Source organism: Petrimonas mucosa, assembly GCF_900095795.1.
GTDB classification, from domain to species: Bacteria; Bacteroidota; Bacteroidia; order Bacteroidales; family Dysgonomonadaceae; genus Petrimonas; species Petrimonas mucosa.
The window spans coordinates 729,978-750,604 of sequence record NZ_LT608328.1; the positions used below are offsets into that span (position 1 = coordinate 729,978).

At 54.7% G+C, this 20,627-nt stretch carries 13 protein-coding genes and 1 pseudogene; 3 read left to right on the forward strand and 11 right to left on the reverse strand.

What is annotated here, in order from left to right:
• The first annotated feature begins 10 nt into the window (after positions 1–10).
• From ING2E5A_RS02890 to ING2E5A_RS02900, 3 genes are read left to right on the forward strand one after another with little or no spacing between them, the layout of a single operon-like run.
• Entirely contained in the window at positions 11–2,092 is a 2,082-nt protein-coding gene (locus ING2E5A_RS02890) for a cation:proton antiporter (RefSeq protein WP_071136111.1), read from the forward strand.
• A 44-nt stretch (positions 2,093–2,136) separates the two neighbouring features.
• Positions 2,137–3,669 carry a glycoside hydrolase family 10 protein gene (locus tag ING2E5A_RS02895; RefSeq protein WP_071136112.1) on the forward strand — a complete coding sequence of 511 codons (1,533 nt, stop codon included), beginning with the start codon at positions 2,137–2,139 and terminating at the stop codon, positions 3,667–3,669.
• Positions 3,670–3,710: 41 nt separating this feature from the next.
• Positions 3,711–5,126, forward strand: coding sequence for a THUMP domain-containing class I SAM-dependent RNA methyltransferase (locus tag ING2E5A_RS02900; protein WP_231960426.1), 1,416 nt, complete (start codon positions 3,711–3,713; stop codon positions 5,124–5,126).
• Here ING2E5A_RS02900 and ING2E5A_RS02905 read toward each other — a convergent pair.
• The 11 genes and pseudogenes from ING2E5A_RS02905 to ING2E5A_RS02955 all read right to left on the reverse strand — a co-directional run bounded on the left by ING2E5A_RS02905 (position 5,085) and on the right by ING2E5A_RS02955 (position 20,517).
• The gene (locus ING2E5A_RS02905; protein WP_071136113.1) at positions 5,085–6,182 is read right to left on the reverse strand and encodes an AMP-binding protein; all 1,098 of its coding nucleotides are present in this window, start codon (positions 6,180–6,182) and stop codon (positions 5,085–5,087) included. The two genes, ING2E5A_RS02900 and ING2E5A_RS02905, sit on opposite strands and share 42 nt — an antisense overlap.
• Positions 6,163–7,227, reverse strand: coding sequence for an o-succinylbenzoate synthase (locus ING2E5A_RS02910; RefSeq protein ID WP_071136114.1), 1,065 nt, complete (start codon positions 7,225–7,227; stop codon positions 6,163–6,165). The genes ING2E5A_RS02905 and ING2E5A_RS02910 overlap by 20 nt, the downstream gene beginning before the upstream one ends.
• A 12-nt stretch (positions 7,228–7,239) precedes the next feature.
• The gene (gene menB, locus ING2E5A_RS02915; RefSeq protein ID WP_071136115.1) at positions 7,240–8,061 is read right to left on the reverse strand and encodes a 1,4-dihydroxy-2-naphthoyl-CoA synthase; all 822 of its coding nucleotides are present in this window, start codon (positions 8,059–8,061) and stop codon (positions 7,240–7,242) included.
• A complete protein-coding gene (gene menD / locus ING2E5A_RS02920) occupies positions 8,058–9,734 on the reverse strand; it encodes a 2-succinyl-5-enolpyruvyl-6-hydroxy-3-cyclohexene-1-carboxylic-acid synthase (RefSeq protein ID WP_071136116.1) in 1,677 nt (558 codons plus the stop codon). Before menD ends, menB begins: the two co-directional genes overlap by 4 nt.
• 7 nt (positions 9,735–9,741) lie before the next feature.
• Positions 9,742–10,815: an isochorismate synthase gene (locus tag ING2E5A_RS02925; RefSeq protein ID WP_071136117.1), complete on the reverse strand. Its 1,074-nt coding sequence runs from the start codon at positions 10,813–10,815 to the stop codon at positions 9,742–9,744.
• A pseudogene (locus ING2E5A_RS02930) lies at positions 10,812–11,186 on the reverse strand (PaaI family thioesterase); the annotation flags it as partial. The pseudogene ING2E5A_RS02930 and the gene ING2E5A_RS02925, both read right to left, overlap by 4 nt.
• A 124-nt stretch (positions 11,187–11,310) precedes the next feature.
• Entirely contained in the window at positions 11,311–13,605 is a 2,295-nt protein-coding gene (locus ING2E5A_RS02935) for a glycoside hydrolase family 3 N-terminal domain-containing protein (protein WP_071136119.1), read from the reverse strand.
• Positions 13,606–13,627: 22 nt separating this feature from the next.
• Positions 13,628–14,995 carry a glucoamylase family protein gene (locus ING2E5A_RS02940; RefSeq protein WP_071136120.1) on the reverse strand — a complete coding sequence of 456 codons (1,368 nt, stop codon included), beginning with the start codon at positions 14,993–14,995 and terminating at the stop codon, positions 13,628–13,630.
• Between the two features lie 2 nt (positions 14,996–14,997).
• A complete protein-coding gene (locus tag ING2E5A_RS02945) occupies positions 14,998–15,810 on the reverse strand; it encodes a LamG domain-containing protein (protein ID WP_161941938.1) in 813 nt (270 codons plus the stop codon).
• 21 nt (positions 15,811–15,831) lie between these two features.
• On the reverse strand, positions 15,832–17,370 hold the full coding sequence (locus ING2E5A_RS02950; protein WP_083373160.1) for a RagB/SusD family nutrient uptake outer membrane protein: 1,539 nt from the start codon (positions 17,368–17,370) through the stop codon (positions 15,832–15,834).
• Positions 17,371–17,460: 90 nt separating this feature from the next.
• Complete coding sequence (locus ING2E5A_RS02955) at positions 17,461–20,517, reverse strand: SusC/RagA family TonB-linked outer membrane protein (protein ID WP_071136123.1); 3,057 nt, start codon at positions 20,515–20,517, stop codon at positions 17,461–17,463.
• Between the last annotated feature and the right edge of the window lie 110 nt (positions 20,518–20,627).

The window sequence follows — 20,627 nt, forward strand, 5'->3', positions numbered from 1 at the left end:
TGACACCACGATGAACGATTTTTTTTCGGATATGACGCATGAGTTTGCATTGCCGTTCACCAATCCCGTTCTAATTTTTGCGGTGTTATTGGCAATAGTCTTGCTTGCCCCGCTTCTATTGAAACGTTTCAATGTGCCGAGCATCATCGGACTGATTGTGGCCGGGGTGATCATTGGTCCGTTCGGGCTGAATCTTGTCGACAACAACCATCAGGGCGTGTCGATGTTTTCTACCATCGGCCTGCTCTACATCATGTTTATTGCCGGACTGGAACTCGACCTGAATGAATTTATCTCCAACAAGAACAAAAGTCTCGTTTTTGGTCTCTTTACCTTTATCCTCCCCCTCTCGGTAGGATTCCCGGTTTGTTACTACCTGCTGGGATATGACCTGAGTGCCAGTTTTCTTACCGCCAGCATGTTCGCCACACACACGCTGGTTACATACCCCATCGTCAGCAGGATGGGGGTTGCCAAGAACCAGGCCGTAGCCATTACGGTTGGAGGTACCATCCTGACCGATACGGCCGTACTGATCATTCTTGCGCTGGTCCTCTCCGGAAATGACGGGGGGCTGGATCTCGCGTTTTTAGTGAGGTTGCTGATATCGCTGGTCGCCTTCTCATCTATTGTTTTTCTGCTTATTCCGCGGATCACCAGGTGGTTTTTCCAGCAAGCCGAAGGGGAGAAGTACCTGCACTATATCTTTGTGCTGTTTGTGGTCTTTTTCTGCGGTTTTCTGGCGGAGCTCGGCGGGATTGAGCCGATTATTGGTGCATTTGCGGCAGGTTTGGCCCTCAACAGGTTGATTCCGCACTCTTCGGCATTGATGAACCGGATCGAATTTTTCGGTAACTCCCTCTTCATTCCCATCTTTCTGATTTCAGTCGGCATGTTGGTGGATGTGTCGGTAGTTTTTGACGGACCTGCCACCCTGTTGATCGCTTTGACACTTACTGTTACGGCCATTGCCGGGAAATGGGTTGCAGCCTTCTTCACCCAGGTGATTTTCAAGTACTCGGCAATACAGCGGAATATCATCTTCGGATTGAGCAGCTCCCATGCCGCGGCTACCATTGCGGTCATTATCGTCGGGTACAATGCCGGTATCCTGGATGAATATATCCTGAACGGGACGATTATTCTGATTCTGCTTACCTGCATCGTTGCCTCGCTTGTCACCCAGAAGTCGGCAAAAGAGCTTGCCATCAGTCAGGAGAATGCTCCGTTGTCAGATTCCGATCTGGGAGCCTTTGCACAGGAGAAGATCCTGGTTCCCATTGCCAATCCCTCAAACATCGGACACCACGTTGAACTGGCCTTATTGATGAAAGACCGGCAGTCGGTGAATTCGGTCTCGTTGCTGGGTGTGGTTCCCAATAACGAGGAGGCAGAGAAGAACATTGTCAGCTTCCGGAAACAGCTCGAGGAGTTTGTGCAGAATGCCGTGGCCGCCGATATCGACGTTGATATTGTCACCACCATCGACCACAACGCTGCCAGCGGGATTGTACGTACTGCACGTGAGTTGATGTGCGATATCGTGATCCTGGGCTGGCCGGGAAAGACCGGAATGTTGGAAAAGCTGCTGGGCGACAAGGTAGATCTTATTATCAAGAATATCGACAGGAACATGTTTATCTGTCATATCGAGCACGAACTCTTCACCCATAAGCGCATTGTGGTGGTTTCACCTCCGCTTGTAGAACGGGAGATCGGATTCGATCTCTGGCTTCAAAAAGTGGTGGAGTTGTCGAAGGAGCTTTCGGTGCCCATCCTCCACCTCGGACATCCCGATACACAGGCTGTGATCGCAGCCAAAAAGAATAGCGGTAGCCTCTTCTCTTTCAAGACGTTTGTCGATTGGCACGATCCACTCTCGTGCGGCGACCATATCAGGGAGGGAGATATGATTATTTTTGTCTCGGCTCACCAGGGATATCTTTCGCACATGTCCATTCTGGATAATCTGCCTACCCGACTCGAGGAGCGTTTTCCTCACCACAGCCGCATAGTTATCTATCCCAAACAGAGAACGATGAGGGGACTGCTCGAGAGCGACGACTCCCTGTTTGTCCCTTCCAATTTTTAAGTGAGACGATGAAGCGACCATTTGATTCAGTTATATCCTTATCGATGATTACAGGCAAGTTTCTCAGGATTGCCGCGACCCTTTTCACGACAATCCTGATGTTTGGCTGCGGTGTGTCAAGGCAGCCTGTCACCCGTGGCGTGGATCCGTTTCCCAAGCGTGAATTCAGGGGGGTCTGGGTACAGACCGTCGGTCAGTCACGCTATCAGCAGATGAACAGTGCGGCCATGAAGCACTATCTCTCCGAGATGGTACGTAAGTTCGACGAAGCCGGTATCAATGCGTTGATATTCCAGGTCCGTCCCGAAGCGGACGCTTTCTACAAATCGAATCTTGAACCCTGGAGCCGTTTCATGACCGGAATACAGGGCAAAGCGCCCGATGATCCCGATTTCGATCCGCTGGCTTTCCTTATCGCGGAGTGCCACAAGCGAGGAATGGAGCTGCATGCCTGGCTTAACCCCTACCGGGTGAAATCAAACATCAGCAGCCAGCTTGCCCCCGGTCATATCTACTGGAAATATCCCGAAAGGTTCGTTCAATACGGAAACCAGCTTTTTTTTGATCCGGGTTTACCCGAAAACCGCAGTTTTATCTGCGAGGTGGTACGCGATATCGTCTCCCGCTATGATGTGGATGCGATTCACATGGACGACTATTTTTATCCCTATCCCATTGCCGGAACTCCGTTTCCGGATGATGGAAGTTTCAATGCATACGCTGCATCTCAAGGTTTCTCACCCGGACAACGGGACGACTGGAGACGCAACAATGTCAACCTGCTGATACGGCAGCTCAAGTATACCATTGCCGGAACAAAGCCGTGGGTCCGTTTCGGCATAAGTCCTTTCGGCATCTACCGTAACAAGCGCAACACCCCCGACGGTTCCGGAAGCGACACCAACGGATTGGAGAATTATAGCGACCTCTATGCCGACATCAAGCTATGGGTGGAAAAGGGATGGATCGATTACAACCTTCCCCAGCTCTATTGGGAGATCGGACATGATCGGGCAGATTACACCACACTGCTGAGATGGTGGAACGATAATAACTTCGGGCAGCCGCTTTACATCGGACAGGATCTGGAGCGCAGCATGAAGAGGAATGAACTGGATGTCAAGATCCGCCAATCGCGGGAGATGCCGTTTGTGCAGGGTAACTGCTACTGGTACGGCTACCAGATCCTGGAGAATACCGGAGGGGTTGCCGATCAGCTTAAGAGGGGTGCCCACCGTGCCAAGGCGCTTATCCCGCCCTATACCCATCTGCACCAGGGAGCTCCCGGCAAGGTGAAGCGGCTGGCTCAGGTGTTTACCGAGGATATGCACTTCCTAACCTGGGAAGAGCGGAAAGATCCAAACAATCCTGAAGCGGCAAGAGAGTTCGTGATCTATCGGTTCGATGCCGGCGAGAAGATCGATATCAGTCGGGCAGAGAAGATTGTGGCGGTGACATCGGACAACTTCTACCTCTTGCCCTACGAAGGGGGACGCAACCGGTATACCTATGTAGTGACCGCATTAGATGCATTTAAGAACGAAGGAAAAGGGGCAAAGATCAAGGTCGTGCTTTGATGTTTAAAACCGTTTCTGCTAATTTATTTGGAAACAGAAGAATGATTCAATCGGAAAATTATCCCATGATCGCCAAAACCCTGGCGTCACTCGAGGATGTCCTGGCCGAGGAGCTGATCGCCCTGGGAGCCAACGATGTGGAAATAGGAACAAGGATGGTCTCCTTTACTGGCGACAAGGCCCTGATGTACAAGGCAAACGTCCATTGCCGTACGGCATTGCGGATATTGAAGCCGATCTACAGCTTCAAGGCTGAAAATGCGACCGAGGTGTACGATGCCCTGAAACAGCTCGATTGGGAAGATTACCTGTCGCTCGACAAGACCTTTTCGGTAGATGCGGTTGTCTTTTCCCATATTTTCACCCACTCCAAGTTTGTGGCCTACAAGGTGAAGGATGCCATTGTCGACTGGTTTAATGAAAAGTATGAAAAACGGCCTTCGGTGAGTGTGACCAATCCCGATCTGGTCTTCAATATCCATATCGCTCATAACAAGTGTACGTTGTCGCTCGACAGTTCGGGCGAGTCGCTCCACAAGCGGGGTTACAGGGTGGCACAGACCGAAGCGCCGCTTAACGAGGTGTTGGCTGCGGGCATGATCCTGAAATCGGGCTGGCGTGGAGAATCCACCTTTGTCGACCCCATGTGCGGGTCGGGCACACTGCTGATCGAGGCGGCGATGATCGCTCTCGGGATCCCGCCGGGAATTCACCGGCAACGCTTCGGGTTCGAGAAGTGGGGCGATTTCGACAAGGAGCTTTTCAGTGATATCTATAACGACGACAGTGGTTCCCGCGAGTTCCGCTACCGGATCGTAGGTTCCGACATTTCGCCAAAAGCGATCGCAATTGCCGAGAAAAATATCCGGAATGCCGGGCTGAAGAAGTATATCGACCTGAGCGTACAGTCTCTTCAGCAATATTCCGAGGCGCCGGACCAGAAGGGTGTACTGATTACAAATCCTCCCTACGGCGAACGGATAAAGGTGGATGAGCTTACGGAGCTGTACGGCATGATCGGTGAGCGGTTGAAGCATCTCTTTACCGGATATAGGGCCTATATACTGAGCTATCGGAAAGAGTGCTTCGACAGTATCGGACTGAAACATTCCAGGCGGTTTTTCCTGTTTAACGGAGCGTTGGAATGTGAGATGCGCGAATATGAGATCTTCTCGGGAAAACGGAGCGAGCATATTGTAAAGGCTGAACCTCGCGAGAGGGAGGAGCGTGTAGCTCCCGATCACTACGAACGGAATTCAAGGGAGGGATACCGGCGTTCGAAGAGTGCAGGTGACGGGAAATCTCTTCCGCAAAAACGCTCTTTCGGCGATAAGACAAAGGGCGTGAAACGTTCATACGGGAAGGATGATAAGTTTCCCCGGCAAAAGGATGAGGGGCTTGGAAGGAAAAAGTTCTCATTGCGCCGATCTCCCGGCAAGGGAAGAGAGCGACAATAGGGTTGCCATCTTCTTTGCCGCAGCCCGGTCGGTTTTACCGTTGCCTGTCTGGGGAATCTTCTCCACCGTGAAAATGTGCCGTGGTTGTTGCCGGCGCTGAAGATGGCGGGCACAGATATCCTTCACCGTCGAGGTCTCCGACGGGGAGGTGACAAGCAATACCATCGCCTCGCCCAGTCTCGGATCGGGCACTGAAGTGACTGCATAAGCAGTGCCGATGTGTGGCCTTAACAGCTCCTCCACCGCTTCGATCTGTATCTTGATGCCTCCGCTGTTGATCACATTGTCGCTTCGCCCCAGGATACGGAAGGTGCCGTCAGGACCCATCTCGGCAATATCGTTGGTGATGACCGGTCTGTCTGATATGCGTGGAGCATTGATAACCAGGGTGCCCGTTTCAGACAGCGTTACACCGACACCCGGCAGGGGGGTATACCGGTCGCTGGCCTCCTTGCCGTTGATCCTGCGCAGCGCAATATGCGATACCGTTTCGGTCATTCCATAGGTGGAGTAGATGGGATTGGGAAATGCTCTCAGTGCCTCTTCCAGCTGTGAATCGACAGCCCCGCCTCCAATGATCAGCCTGCCGATCCTGCTTAACCGAACCCGCTCCTCCTCCCTGCCTAGGGAGTTGTGGACCTGTAATGGAACCATGGCGGCAAACTCCGTCTGCCGGCAGATATCCGATAATGGATATCCCGACGGTTCCGTCACCAGCAGGTTGAGTCCCCCATAAATGGCCCGTACCGCCATCATCTTCCCTGCAATATACTCCAGGGGCAGGCACAACAGGGCGGTCATGCCTGCTGTCAGCTCCAGAAACTCACAGGTGATCGCAGCACTCTGCAACATCTGCTCCTTGCGTACGGTGATCGTTTTCGGTCTGCCGGTGGAGCCTGATGTATTGAGGGTAAGCAGTGGGGAGGGGGAGTACCACTCCTTCAGGAAGAGGGCCAGCCGGCGATGGAAGAGCGACACTCCGGCAAACGGGGGCAAGGTTTCGGCCAGAAAGGCTTCCCGTTGATAACAGATATCCTCAATCGTGATCTGTTCCATGCAGCATCAGGCTACTATCGGGAAAAGATCCCGAGGGGTTAAACCACAGATTCTCCTCCCTCACTTCCAGAGGAAGGGGAATATTGTTCAGGTAGAGAGAGCCGGTACCGAGTCCCTGGTGCAGCCGATTGTCGAGGGTGGCACACCACTGTGCGATGCTGTTGAGTCCGATATTTGACTCCAGGGCGGAGGTGATCCACCAGCCGATACCCAGCTCGCCGGCCAGTGCTATCCATTCGCTGCATCCGGTGATGCCACCGTGCAGCGTGGGCTTCAATACGATATAGTGAGGACGGATCGTCTCCAGCAGTTGCCTTTTTTCGTCCGGCCGACAGATGCCGATAAGCTCCTCGTCGAGTGCCACGGGCAGCGGTGATGCTTTGCAGATCCTGGCCATCACTCCATGCTGGCCGGCTTTGACGGGCTGTTCAATGGAGTGGATATCCAGTTTGGCCAGCCGGTGAAGTATCGCTTCACTATTTTCGGGTGAAAAGGCTCCGTTGGCATCTACCCGGAGGGTTATCTCCGGATGGCTTCTACGGATAAAGTGCAGCAGTTCCAGCTCCTCTTCGAAACTGATTGCCCCGATCTTCAGCTTGATACAGCGGAATCCCCTTTGCAGCAGATTCTCGGCCTGCTGTCTCATGTTGTCGAAACTGCCCATCCAGACCAGTCCATTGATGGGAAGTCCCTCTTCGCCCCGGCTGAAAGGGGTCTCCCAAAGTTGCCATGAACGTTGCCGGTAGTGTCGCATCGCACTCTCCAGCCCGAAGAGGATAGAGGGATAGGGCCGCAGCAGTTCGGTATCCAGTTGTTGCTGCTCTTCGACAAGGCGACAGAAGTGGCGGAGCCGCTCCTCATAGCGGTCGCCATGGTCGCTGCTCAGACCGGGCAATGGAGCAGACTCGCCGATGCCGATATGCGCCGGATCCTCCGCGTCTTGCAACACGACATACCAAACCCGGTGCTCGTGATAGATGCCGCGGGAGGTCCCGGCCGGCTTCTTGAAGCGGAGCTTGTGAGGAGTGATCCCGATCGTGAACATAGGGTTGTTGGCTTAGGGCAGTTTGGGAAATTTCTTGAAGTCGGGCTTCCGTTTTTCCAGGAAGGCCGCTTTTCCCTCCTGTGCCTCCTCGGTGAGGTAGTAGAGCATGGTGGCATCGCCTGCCAGCTCCTGAATGCCAGCCTGACCGTCGAGCTCTGCGTTGAGGCCTGCCTTGATCATTCTCAATGCCAGCGGGCTATGTTGCATCATGGTCTCGGCCCACTCCACCACCTCATCCTCGAGTCGGTCGAAAGGCACCACCCTGTTTACCAGTCCCATCTCGAGCGCCTCCTGTGCGTTGTACTGACGGCAGAGGAACCAGATCTCGCGGGCCTTTTTCTGACCCACGATGCGGGCGAGGTAGGAGGAGCCGAAGCCGGCGTCGAAGCTGCCCACGCGGGGGCCTGTCTGGCCGAAAATGGCGTTATCGGAGGCGATGGTAAGGTCACAAACCACGTGGAGCACATGGCCGCCGCCGATAGCGTAACCGTTTACCATGGCGATTACCGGTTTGGGGATGGAGCGGATCTGCTTCTGGACATCCAGCACGTTAAGGCGCGGGACGCCATCCTTGCCGATATATCCACCCTTGCCCTTCACGTTCTGGTCGCCACCCGAGCAGAATGCCTTGTCGCCGGCACCGGTGAGCACCACCACGCTCACCTCTTCCATTTCGCGGCAGAGACGCAGGGCGTCACTCATCTCGGAGGTGGTTGTCGGGGTGAAAGCGTTGCGGTAACGTGGGCGGTTGATGGTTATGCGGGCGATACCGTTATAAAAATCAAACAGGATATCTTCATACTCCTTGATTGGTCTCCATTCTCTTTTTGTCATATTCTATTCAATTTGAGTTGTTGGTAATAAGTGGCGATCTGCCGGCTGTTCTCTTCCATCGAAGTGAACACTTCCAGTAAAACAGGTCTATCCCCTTCACTGTTCATCAGGAGAGGCAAATGTTGCTCCAGCTCTTCTTCGTTGTGTGCGGTCAACACCCGGAATCCCATCTGCTCTGCCCATATGCGGGCTTCGGTAGTATGTGCCGCCGCCACGTACCGGTCACCTGTTGCCGACCGGTCGAGTCCCGGCAAGGTGTGGAAGATGCCGCCTCCCCCGTTGTTGTTCAACAGGATGCGGAGTCGGGGGGAGAGGTGTTGGTTCCAGAGGCTGTTCATGTCGTAGAAGAAGCTGAGGTCGCCCGTCAGCAGGAAGGTGGGCTCTTCCGATACGGCTGCGTAGCCTACTGCCGTTGAGAGTGACCCCTCAATTCCGTTGGTGCCCCGGTTGCAGAAGAGCTGCACGCCGGCAGGGAGGTCGAACAGTTGAGCCAGATAGACCGAACTGCTGTTGGCCAGGTGGAGGGCTGCCCCCACGGGAAGCTGCTCAAGAAACCTTTTTGCCGCAAAGAGATCGGAATAGGCCGGCTCTGGCGCGCTGATCCTTGCAACATGACTCTTCCACGACTCCAGGAATTGGGTACACGCTCCTTGAGGGGCCATTGATGCCAACCGTTGCAGAAAATGTGCCGGATCGCAACGGACAATATCGGTCAGCCGCCGGAAGGTGTCGGTCACCTCTCCAGATGGGGAGAGGTGCCAGAGTTCCCGAAGAGGAGCTTTGCGGATAAACTGCTTCAGGCTTTTGGAGGTAATGTGGCCCCCCAGCGTGATCACCAGTTCGGGTACCAGTTCCTGCTCTTCCTCCCGGTTACCGGTTCGCAGCAGTGCATCGTAGCGGGCGGTCGGCCCCGCGGGAAGGTTGGCGAGCCGGTCGGCCAGTACCACAACGTGCTGCTGTTCGGCCAGATGTTGCAGCACATGCGTAAGCCCGTGGCCGGGTGGCAACTGCCCTACAATCACCATTTTCCGGGAGTAGCCGGCAAAACGGTCCAGATACTCTTCCTGCTGATCTGCCGAAAGCCGTAACTCCGGTTGTGGCTGCCGGATCACCCTTGCCTTCGGGAGTTCTTCAGCCGTAAAGGTGAAGAGCGGTTCGGAAAGGGGTATATTGATGTGTGCAGGAGCGGAAGAACCATTGCAGCCCAGGCTCAGGATCGCTTCGTTGATCAGCCGGTTGCAGTGCCACTCCTCTTCCTCGTCCTTCACCTCCGGAAGCTGTACCGAGCGGCGAACCAGTGGACCATACATTCCCGCCTGTGGAATGGTTTGCCCATCCATCTGCCCGATCCAGGCCTGTGGGCGGTCGGCTGTGATCACCAGCAGTGGCAGCTGCTGATAATAGGCCTCTGCTACGGCCGGACCCAGGTTGAGTGCTGCGGTACCAGAGGTGCAACAGACCGCCACCGGCTTTCGTTGTGCCATGATCACCCCCAGGGCAAAGAAGCCGGCACTTCGTTCATCTACCACGCTATAGCAGGTAAAGTCGCCGTCCGCGACAAAGGAGTGGATCAACGGGCTGTTGCGTGAACCGGGGGAGAGCACGACCGAGGTGACACCATGCGCCTTGAGCAGCGCCAGCAATAATAATACGCTCTTCTTGTCAGAATACATTTCCTTTCTATTTTACGATGCTTGCCATTGTCTTGAGCTTCTGTTCGGTCTCCTTCCACTCCTCCCTGCAGGTGGAGGAGGCGAGCAATCCGCTGCCTGCATAGAGTGTAAGGTGGTTCTTTCCTATCTGCATACACCTGAGGTTGACGTAGAGGGTTGTTTCAGCCGACGGATCCAGCATGCCCAGGAACCCGGTGTAGTAGCGCCGGTCGTACCCCTCGTGTTCCGTGATGAACTGGAAAGCCTGCTCCTTGGGAAGGCCTGAGACGGCCGGAGTAGGGTGGAGCGCCTTGAGCAGGGAGCCGATCACCGCCTTGTCTGGCAGGGAAAAACTGAAGTCGGTTCTCAGATGAGCCAGGGCACCCGCCTTGATGGTATAGGGTCCGTTAATCTCCGGGGAGATATGGAAGGATGTCAACTGTTTCAGGATATAGGAGGTAACAAGATGCTGTTCACGGAGGTTCTTGTCGTCCCACGACACGTTTCCCGAGTTGGGATACCGTGTCCCTGCCAGCGATATGGTTTGCCAGTTGTTGTGTGAACCTGCCAGCAGAATCTCGGGGGTACTTCCCAGCCAGGTCCCGCTCTGCGGTGTGTGAAGCAGGTAGACGAAAGAGCGGGGATATTTTTCGGCAGCCTTGAAAAAACTCTTGCCGGGAGAGAAGGTCTCCTCCCGTTCTATTCTCTTGTTTCTTGAGAGCACCAGCTTTTCAATCTCACCGGAGAGTAGCGGTTTGTGAAAACGATGAAAAAGCAGGTTGTAGTCGGCTCTCCTGTATCTCTTTGCATCTTTTTCCACCGGTTTGACCCCATTTTCTCCCGCCGATGGAATCGTTACATTGTCAAGATCTGTAAAGTCGGGCCGGATCAGGATAAGGGGAGATGAGTCGGTTACCCTGAAAGGCGCCATCACGAACCCCTGCTGTCGGTTCAACGCTCCGATGTCGTTCAGCAACAACGGATGCCGGTCGCCCTGCATTACAAACCGGGGTGTCGGTTCACCGGGCAGCCGGTAGATTGCAAAGCAGGCATCCCGTTCAATCAATCTGTCCAGCGTCAGGGATTTCTCCTCTCCAATCATCGTCTTTTGATTATGGTGTTCACCACACGGACGGTTGAGACCAGTCCCCCTGCCGATGTAAAGATATCCACGTTCCAGATGTGTGTGGAGCGCCCCTGATGGATGAGGGTCCCTACTGCCTTCACCCGATCTCCTTCACGCGCCGGCGAGACATGGTTACCGCTAACCTGAACGCCCGCAGCTGCTTCGTCGGGACTGCAAAGGATTAGTGAACCCTGTCCCGCCACCGATTCCGCAAGGGCCAGCGAAGCCCCTCCATGGAGCAGGCCGAACGGCTGGCAAACGTTTCTGGTAACCGTCATTATGGCTTCTGACCGGCCGGGGGAGAGGTGGGTAAAACGGATACCCAGTGTATCCATCAATGTTCCCCGGTTGGCACCATTGATCTCTTCAGGTTGGATCTCCTGATATTTATCGTCCATGATCTTTACTTTGTAACCTACAAAAATAGTGAAATCATTTACATGGACAATTAAAGATATATTAAAAGCTATATTACTCCACCGAAAATTGGGCCTCCAGGCCGTTGTCGTCTGAACTTTGGGCTACCCAGAGCTTGAACTCTCCAGGCTCGCACTTCTTTCGCATGTCGCTGCCGTAGAAGGCCAGGTCGTCGGAGTTGATTTCAAAGGTGACCTCCCTGCTCTCTCCCGCCTTCAACGGCACCTTCCGGAACCCTTTCAGCTCCTTCACCGGCCGGGTGGTGCTTCCTATCAGGTCGCGTACGTAGAGTTGCACCACCATCTCTCCCTCCCGGTCGCCGCTGTTGGCGACGGTTGCCGTCACGGTGATCCGGTCGCCCTCCGCCTTCATGGAGGGTTTGTCGAGTTTCACGTCGCTGATGGTAAAGGTGGTGTAGCTGAGTCCGTAACCGAAAGGATAGAGAGGGGTGATGGAGCAGTCGAGGTAGCTCGACCTGTAGTCGACCCGCTCATCGTTCAGGTCCACCGGCCGGCCGGTACTCTTCCGGTTGTAGTAGATGGGCAGTTGTCCTATATTGCGGGGAAAGGAGATGGCCAGCCGGGCCGAGGGGTTGTAGTCGCCGGCAATCACGTCGGCGATGCCATGTCCGCCCTGGGTGCCGGGGAACCAGGCCTGCAGGATCGCATCCATCGTCTCATCCTCCCGGGAGAGGTCGAGTGGGCGGCCGCTCAGGTTGACCAGGACAATCGGCTTGCCTGTCGCCTTGAGGGCCTCCAGCAGCTGCCGCTGGGCCTCCGGCAACCGGATATCGGTTCGCACGGCTGCCTCACCCGACCAGTGATAACTCTCGCCCACTGCGGCGATCACAATATCTGCCCGCCGTGCGGCTGCTACTGCTTCGGCAATCTTTGCAGGTGAGGTCTCGGTGAGACTTGCCCCCTCCGCGTAGAGCAGCCTGACACTGCTCCCCCGATATTTCTCGGTCAATCCCTGGAGGATGGGGATACTCTTGTTGCGGTCGGCCAGCCCGGCCCACTCGCCGTTCAGATTGACCGAATCGTTCATCAGCGGACCCACCAGGGCGAGGGTGACCGCCCGCTCCCGGCCGATCGGGAGTACCCCGTTGTCGTTCTTGAGCAGGACAACCGAAGCAGCCACCGCCTTGCGGGCCGTCTCCAGAAACTCCGGCGTCAGCGTGTTCCGCTTTGCCCGCTCCTCGTCGAGGTAACGGTAGGGATCGTAGAAGAGTCCCAGCAGGAACTTCATCTCCAGGATCCGGCGGGCCGCGTTGTCTATGTTTTTTTCAGAGACTTTTCCCTCTTCGACCGATTGCTTCAGGTATTTGATATAGGTGGCACCGGTCATGTCCATATCCACGCCGGCGTTTAGCGCCAGCTCGGCAGCATGTTTCTCCTCTTCAGCCACGCCGTGTGGCACCAGTTCATTGATGCCGGTGTAGTCGCTCACCACAAAACCGTTGAAGCCCCACTCCCCGCGCAGGATCTCTGTAAGGAGCCAGCGGTTGGCCGTGGCCGGCACGCCGTTGATATCGTTGAAGGAGGCCATGAAGGTGGCAACGCCGGCTTTTGCCGCTGCTTCGTAGGGCGGGAGATAGACGTTCCGCAGGGTATGTTCGGAGAGTTCGGCGGTATTGTAGTCCCGCCCCGATTCAGCAGCACCGTAGGCTGCCAGATGCTTGCCGGTGGCCAGCACTGTCTGCAGTTCGCCCAGCGCCTTCCCGTCTCCTCCTCCCTGGAAGCCGATAACACGTGCCTCGGCCACCTTGCTGCCGAGGTAGGGATCCTCACCGGCTCCCTCCATCACCCGTCCCCAACGGGCGTCGCGGGCGATATCCACCATCGGGGCGAAAGTCCAGTTGATGCCGTCGGAAGCTGCCTCGATGGCGGCGATCTCCGCTGTTCGGCGCATCATCTCCAGGTCCCACGAGCAGGCTTCAGCCAGCGGGATGGGGAAGATGGTCCTGTAGCCATGGATCACATCCTGACCGAAGAGGATGGGGATGCCCAGCCGGGAAGATTCTACCGCCACCTGCTGCATGCGGCGGATTCCCTCTACCGATGTGGCGTTGAAGATACTGCCCACCAGCCCCTGTTCCAGGTATGGCTGGAAGTCGTCCGACATGACCGGTCCGGTGATGGACCAGTTGGCCGAGAACTGGGTAAGCTGTCCGATTTTCTCCTCCAGGGTCATCAGTTTCAACACCGAATCTACCCGCCGTTCCACCTCTCTGTCGCCGCTGTAACTTTTCCAGCCGCCGTTGCCGGCAGCTCCCGTCGGATGTGACCCGCAGGCGGCGAATAGGATCGCCGCGAGTCCACCCGCCATTGAGAAGATTATCCTTTTCATGGATCGTCCGATTAATGGTGATTTACTCCTGAGTTTGATATCCGTTAAAACCGAGTCTGCCCAGCCCTTCCCTGATCTCGGGGGCACCCATGAAGAGTTGCCAGGGCAACCCGCTGCGCCGGTTCTCGATCATCGGGGCGATGGTGAGCTGGTCGATGGCCAGGTACCGTTTGGGGTACCAATCCCTTTCAATGCTGAAGGCATCGTAAAACCCATATTTCCCCCAGATGGTCTCCCCCAGTTCGAAATAGAAATGTTTCAGTGCCTTCATCGATTCGTCGGGCGTGTAGGGAAAACTGGAGAGGGCTGCCGTGGGGGTGATCACCCCCAGGTCGTTCATCATCGGCATGTGAGCGGAGTAGCCCTCCACCGAATAACTGGCGGTGAGTCCCCAACAGTTGTCGCCATACCCCTTGAATCCCTTGGGATTTTGTACGCAATAGGCGTAGTTGACAAGTGTCTGGTTCCGGTTCAGCTCCCAGTAGTCGGCATACTGGTCGCTCAACCCCTTCGGATTGAGTCCGATGTAGGAGTAGTGTGCCCAGAAGAGGGGACCACCATACTCCTCCGCACCGTTGTGCTTGAGAATCAGTGGATATCCATAGGCGATGCTGCTGCTCCGGATGTTGCCGCCACGTGCCCAGCCGTTATGGTAGGCCGTTGCCGGAATGGGGTGGGTGGGGGATGAGGCGGCCAGGATATAGGTAATCAGACACTCGTTGTATCCCTCCAGCGGAAAGTTCATCTCCCAGCCGTAGTCGGGACTCCAGTGCCAGTAGAGCACATCCTTCCCGTTGAGGTACCAGTCCCACTCCACCTCACGCCAGAGGGTGTCGATCTTGTCGGCCAGTGCCTGCTCCTGTTCGTTGCCGTCCTTGAAATACTCCCGTACGATAAGCAGCCCCTGTACCAGGAAAGCGGTCTCCACCAGATCTCCACCATTGTCTTTCGGACTGAAGGGCTTCACCTTCCCGGTAGGGCCGACTAGCCAGTGCGGCCAGACACCGTGGAACCGGTCTGCCGCCGCCAGGTAATCGGCAATCCGGTGCAACCGGGCTACCCCCTCTTCTCTCGGGATGAATCCCCGGTCGATACCTACAACCAATCCGGCCAAACCGAATCCGCTGCCGCCGGTGGTCACCACATCCGCATCATTCTCAGGGTAGATTCCGTCCATATGGATCCGTTCGGGCGCAAGTCCCGAGGTGGGTTCGGCTCCCTCCCACATGTAGTTGAGGTGGGTTTGCTGGATGAAGTCGAGCAGCTCCCCGTCTGAAGCAAAGGCGGCAGGTCGTTTTTCCTTTTGCGGAGCATCCTCTGTACCTTTCCTGTCGGAACATCCCGACAGAAGGGCGACCAGAATGATTCCCGCCATCAATATCCTGTTCATGGCTATTCTGAATCGTGATTAATAATCTCCTTGATCTGTGCAGCAGTCAGTGCCCTGTTGTAGATCCGCAGTTCGTCTATCAGGCTGTTGTCCGACAGATGTCCCCATTCGTTAAAGCGAGGTTCCCCCGATCCGATCGATAAGATGTCGCATCCCGCCCAGCTGATTGCGGACAGGTCGGTCGAGGCCACCTCCTCTCCATCGATATAGAAAAGAGCCTTGCCTGTGGTTATTACCAGTGTTATATATTTCCAGGGGGCGATGGCGGGATCGATGTCTGCCTTTTCTGCTCCGTCGAGCCAGCTGTCAGCCGTACCGTTACCTACGTTGGCCTTGATGCGCTGTTTTCCTCCGGCATCTTCCCGGAATATCCGAAAACCGGAGGTTCTGTTGTTCTGTGCATTTGCAGGCGCACCTTCCGATGGCGGGCTGACCACAACGATCCCTGCTCTGTCGGGATTGGCGTTCACCTTGTACCAGAAGCCGACGGTGATAGCAGAACCCAGCTGGGCCGGCATATCGGATAACCTGAAGGTGAGGTAGCTGTTTGTTGCTCCGGAATAGGCTCTGTTTACCTTTCCCTCCGAAAAGCCCGGGGTGCCGATTACCGTGAGTTCCTTGTTACTGCTTGCATCCCGGAAATTGTCTTCAAACGCCATGTGGAACAGTTGTCCATCCTCGCTGATGGGCGGCTTGGGAGGTTCCTCCGGATAGTCGAAAGGAGGATTCTGATCCAGATCCTGGAAACAGGAGTGGGCTCCCAACCCCAAAACGGTTAACAGCAGAATTAGGTATAGGGCTCTTTTTGTTTTCATACTCTTGAACATCTTTTTTTGTTAATAATCGGGGTTTTGTACCAATACACCGTTAGATTTGTCCACCTCAGCCTGTGGCAGAGGTAACAGCGCATGTTTATCCTGATAGTTCGTTTTTCCGGCGGCATGGAGTACCTCCCTGGCAATGCCCCAACGGACAAGGTCATAGAAGCGGTCCCACTCCATGGCCAGTTCAACTCTTCTTTCGTGGCGGATCGCATCTCGCATTTCGGCCTGATTCATGGTGGTTACCTTGGGTAAAACCGAAGCGTCTCCTCCCCGGGCGCGGGCCCTGACCATCTCCAGATACTCCATGGCATCACCGGTCTGTCCCAGTTCATTGGCGGCCTCGGCAGCAATCAGGTAGATCTCTGCCATGCGGATAATGCGGATATTCATCCAGTAGCCGAACCGATTGAACTGGGCACGCTTGGCCGGATCAGTATATACTTTCTTGTTGTAATATCGGTTCATTACCTCCTGGGCCACCGGTTTCTCTCCATAAGGGGAGTTGGGCTGGATGGAATTGGGATCTTCTCCCGGCTTCAGGAAATAGAGCAACGTCTCATCCTTTCGCGGGTCGCCCTCTTCAAAAGCGTCGGCCAATATGGGTGTTGGACAGTTCCATCCCCAACCCAGGTCCCACACTCCGGCACCTCTTACTCCCTGTATCTGTGCATACTGGCTTCCAATGTCGGTGCTGCCGGGTAGCGCCGTGGTAGCGGTGCACTGCAGTTCGAAAATGGATTCGCTGGTATTTTCTCCACTCTCCCGGAAGATTCTGTTGAATGGAGTGTTGAGGTCGTAGAGGCCCGACTGGATGATGTCGGTTGCAGCCTTTAACATGTTGCTCCAATCGTTTCGTTGCATATAGGTTTTGGCATGCAAGGCACGGGCAGCACCCCAGGTTACGCGTCCCAGGTATCTCGATTCCCACTGTTCAGGCAACAGGGCCTCCGCTTCATCCAGATCGGCATCGATCTGGGCGTAGATCTCTGCAACTGTCGATTTGGGAATGTTGGTCTCTGCTGCATCATTGATTTTGAAATTGATCAGCGGAACCTCACCGAACGCCCTCACAAGGTTGAAATAGAGAAATGCCCGGAAGAAGTAAGCTTCGCCCCTGCAGGCCAGGTCAATCTCGCTCAACTCAACACCACTCTCTTCCGCTTCACGGATATCGGCCAGGATGGTGTTCGCCGTGTGGATGAGGGCATAATTCCCCGAATAGTAACTAGACAGGTTGCCGTCAGAGGCATTGTAATTGAAATCATCATACATGGAGGCCACATCTGCGCCGTCGGAAAGGGTGCTTCCCTTCTCCACATCCTCGCTACGGATGCTGTGTACCGCAAGTGCAGGAATGCCTCCGGTTATTGCCCACCCTTTCATGCGGGCATAGAGCGAAAAGACATCTGTCTGGAACGATCCGCCAGGATTATCCCCGTCGACCCATTTTCCCTGCGGCTCCTGATCCAGCAGGTCGCTGCACCCGATCAGCCCAATGGCCAATAATCCCATAATGCAGCCGGTTAATCTTTTTTTTACGCTATTTTTCATACGAGTTGTTTTTTATCTTGGTTGATCCGGTAAGGCCTATGCAGATTCCTTGAGTTGGAGAAGCCTCTCTGCCTCCCGGTGATTTGTTGTTCAGAATGTCAGGTTCAGGCCGAATGTATAGATTGCCGGCATCGGATAGGTGCCTTCATCAACCCCCGATCTGACAGCGCTACCTCCGATTTCCGGGGTATACCCGCTGTTCTTGTGCCAGCTCTTCAGGTTCTGTACATTGGTATATATCCGCAACGATTTCATGTGAATCCTTTCCAGTAAAGATTTTGGGAGGGTGTACCCCAGCTGGATATTTCGCAGGCGGAAGAAGCTCCCGTCCTCGATGTAGTAACTCGAATAGGCACGGTTGATAGCCCTGCCGGGATCCAGGATCGGTTCCCAGTTCGATGTTCCCTCGCCGTTCCACCTCTTCATCCGTTTGGTCAGGTAATTGAACTGTGCAAACGACGAGGTGTCCCAGTCGCGGTATATCTCATTCCCGTATACGCCCATCATGTCCACACCAAGATCAAAGCCTTTGTAGGCCAGGTTGATGTTCAGACCATAGGTGTAGTCGGGAGTGGGCTTGCCGATCATGGTACGGTCGTCCTGATCGATCACCCCGTCACCGTTTACATCCTCAAACTTCAGGTCGCCCGGTTTAACGGCAAAGAGGGTGTTTGGCTCCGATTGGTTGATATCTTCGTTGTTCTGATAGACCCCTTTTACCCGGTAGCCGTAGAAGTAGGCAATGGGGTATCCGGCAACCGTTCTTGCCATGCCTTCATAAATGGCATCGCCTTCGTCTCTACCGAGGGAGATAACCTTGTTGTTGATGGTGGTGAGGTTGACCCCTACCGAGTAGGAAAAATCAGACTCCCCGATCTTGTCACTCCACGAGGCGGTCAGCTCTAACCCCTTGTTTTCAATATCGCCAAGGTTCTCCAGCGAGTTGAAGGCACCTCCTCGCGAATCGAGCAGTACAATAATATCTTTAGTCCGCTTGTTGTAGTATACCGGTTCGACCCTCAGCCGCTGGTTGAACAGGGCTATTTCTGCCCCCGCCTCCCACGAGTAGGTCTTCTCCCACTTCAGATCTTGGACATTGTAGATCTTCGTGTAACCCGGAATGATGTTTTCGTTCGGACCAAATATGGCACTTCCCACTGAAGTCAGTTCAGGATAGGTGGGGTAGAGGCTTGTTCCGGTATTTTCAGTTCCCAGTACTCCCCAGGATCCCTTGAGCTTCAGGTAGTCAATAAGGTGCTGCCCTTTCATGAACTCCTCTTCAGAGACCACCCATGCGGTACCGAAAGAGTAGAAGTTCTCCCACGTATTTCCCACGCCGCGAAATACCGATGAACCGTCGCGGCGGAATGAACCGTTCAGCAAATAGCGGTTGTCGTAGCTGTACAACGCGCGCAGAAGGTAAGACATGGTAAATCGTCTCCACTGGTGATTCTTGTTGCTGTCATACTGATTCCTCGCTCCGTCGGCATTGAGTGAGGTCAACCACCATTTGTCCTGATTGTCATTGGGTACCGAGAAGTAGATCTTGTCCAGCAGCTCGCTACGGTCGCCCTCCAGCAACGAGAACTCGCGATAGTTGGTCGTTATCCCGCCCATTACTGTCAACGAATGGAGATCGTCGAATGTATCCTGGTAGGTCAGGATATGATCGCCCTGTGCGGCGTACTCTGTCGATTTCAACTGCGATACGGATTGCCGGTCCTGGGCGTTTTCCTTGCCCGGAATATCGGGATTGTAGAAATAGACAACCGGCGAGAAAGCCCGTGCTTCGTTGATTGCGAAATCGAGCGACAACGTTGTCCTGTAGGTGAAGTGCTCCAGAAATTTCACCTCGCCGTAGATGTTCCCCGCAACACGGTGGTTCACCCCCAGGTTGTGGTTGCCACGGATAAAGGTCTCAACCAGCGGATTCCAGAGTTGGGCACGTTGAAAATCGGGCATGGTGTGCAGCAGACGTTCTGTCTTGCCTGTTGCCGGGTCGGTATAGTCGTAGAAGACCGGGGTGATGGGAGCTGCCCTGACGATCGATCCCACCCCTTTTGCGTCGGGAGTCTTGCTCTTTGCCCCGTTTACCTGGAACCCGAATTTCAAGTAGTCGTTAACATTATACTCGCTGTTGAGGTTGACTGTGATTTTTGAGAATTTCTCGGTCTGGATGGAACCCTCTTCACCCGTATAGCCCAATCCCATATAGAACCGGCTCCGTTCGGTGGACCCGGTAATGCTGATATTGTTGTTTGTAATGAAAGCAGATCGGAACATCTCATCCTGCCAGTCGGTATCGGCATTCCAACGGGTGTAGTCGTAGGGCTGGGCTCCCTGATTCCTCCTCTGCTCATCATACAGTTCCCTGAATTGGGCTGCCGTTGTCAGGTCAACCCTGTCGTAGATCTCTTTCACGCCGAAAGAGCTGTTCAGATTGACGATGGTTTGCCCCATTTTTGCCTTTTTTGTGGTGATGATGATCACCCCGTTTGCACCCCGTACCCCAAATATGGCGAGCGATGAGGGGTCCTTGAGTATCTCCATCGATTCCACATCAGACGGGTTGATATGGCCGATATTGTCGGAAAAGAGTCCATCCACGATGTAGAGCGGCTTGTATCCGTTGATCGAGTTTGTCCCCCTGATACGGATCTCGGGATCCTGTCCCGCTCGTCCGGTATTCACGATCTGAACCCCTGCAACCTTCCCCTGGAGCGACGCCAGCGGGTTGGCCGATGGGCGGTCTGCGATCTGATCGGCACTGACGCTCACAATCGACCCGGTCAGGTCTCTTTTCTTTGCAGTTCCGTAACCGATCACCACCACCTCATCCAGCGCCTGCACATCTTCGTGCATCACCATATCTACCGTGGTGCGGCCATTGAGCGGCTCTTCCACGGTAAGCATGCCGATATAGCTGAAGACAAGGGTGGCCTCGGCAGGCACGTTATTCAGTAGATATTTTCCATCGATATCCGTTACGGTACCCAGATTGGTCCCTTTGACCAGCACGGTGACCCCGATGGCCGGATCGCCGCTGGTTCCTTCCGTCACCGTACCGGAAACCGTAACCGGCTGCTGCGCGAAGATCGTTGCGCAGAACAACAGAAGGAAAAGAGTGAAGTTTCCTTTTAAATTCATGGATTAAACGCTTTAAATTGTTTACATGTCGGAATTTGATGACAAATTAATGTCATCCGGGTGCGAATCCATCTACAAAACACCTCTCTAAAATTACGTCATGTTGTATA